The sequence below is a fragment of the Methylibium sp. T29 genome (assembly GCF_000576205.1).
In the GTDB taxonomy this organism is placed as follows: Bacteria; Pseudomonadota; Gammaproteobacteria; order Burkholderiales; family Burkholderiaceae_C; genus Methylibium; species Methylibium petroleiphilum.
The window spans coordinates 1-909 of sequence record NZ_AZND01000554.1 but is presented as its reverse complement, the minus strand read 5'-3'; the positions used below and the strand labels follow the sequence as shown (position 1 = coordinate 909).

Sequence of the window (909 nt, the reverse complement as noted above, 5' to 3'; positions counted from 1 at the left end):
GCGCGGCCCGATGCTGGTCTGCATCGACACCTCGGGGTCGATGCGCGGCGCACCCGAGCAACTGGCCAAGGCGGTGGTGCTGCAGGCGGCGCGCACCGCGCACCGCGAACGGCGGGCCTGCCAGCTGATCGCCTTCGGCGGTGCCGGCGAGCTGCTGACCCACGAGCTGGCGCTGACGCCGGCCGGGCTGGACGCGCTGCTCGATTTCATCGGCCAGGCCTTCGATGGCGGCACCGACCTGGCGGCACCGCTCGCGCATGCGGTGGCCGCGGTCCACAGCGCGCGCTGGCAGCAGGCCGACCTGCTGCTGGTCAGCGACGGCGAGTTCGGCTGCACGCCGGCCACGCTGGCGCTGCTGGACGGCGCACGGCAGCGCCACGGTCTGCGCGTGCAAGGGGTGCTGGTCGGCGACCGCGAGACGATGGGCCTGCTGGAGGTCTGCGACGCGATCCACTGGGTGCGCGACTGGCGCCGCTACGCGCCCGACCCGCAGAGCGCGTATGCCGACGGTCACTCGCCGGTGCACAGCAAGAGCCTCACCGCGCTCTACTTCCCCAACGCGCTGAGCGAGCGCGCGCGGCGCCACCTGCAGGTCTGAGCGTGGCCGCGGCGTGCTGCGGTTCACACCGCGCCGGGCCGCAAGGTGTCGCTTTGTAAAAGGCGCTGCAGCCGCGCGGCTTCGGTCACGAGCGGGGTGCGCCGCGCCACCAAACTGGACGTCCGCTGCCCGGCCGCTCGCGCGGTCGCGCCGTCTTCCACCGCATCCTGGGGCGACCATGTCCACTCCCCGCTCACCGAGAGCGCAGCGCCTCGCCCGCCTGACCGCGCTGTGTGCCGCCACGCTCCTGCTGGCGTCCTGTGGCGGCGGCGGCGGGGGCGGCGGCAGCACCGACGACGGCGCCACCGGCG

1 protein-coding gene is annotated in these 909 nt (G+C 74.8%); it reads left to right on the top strand.

Going from position 1 to position 909, the window contains the following annotated elements:
* Positions 1–598 (top strand): VWA domain-containing protein (locus tag x551_RS22785; RefSeq protein WP_036252042.1); only part of this gene is annotated, 598 nt, incomplete at its 5' end.
* Positions 599–909 lie beyond the last annotated feature (311 nt).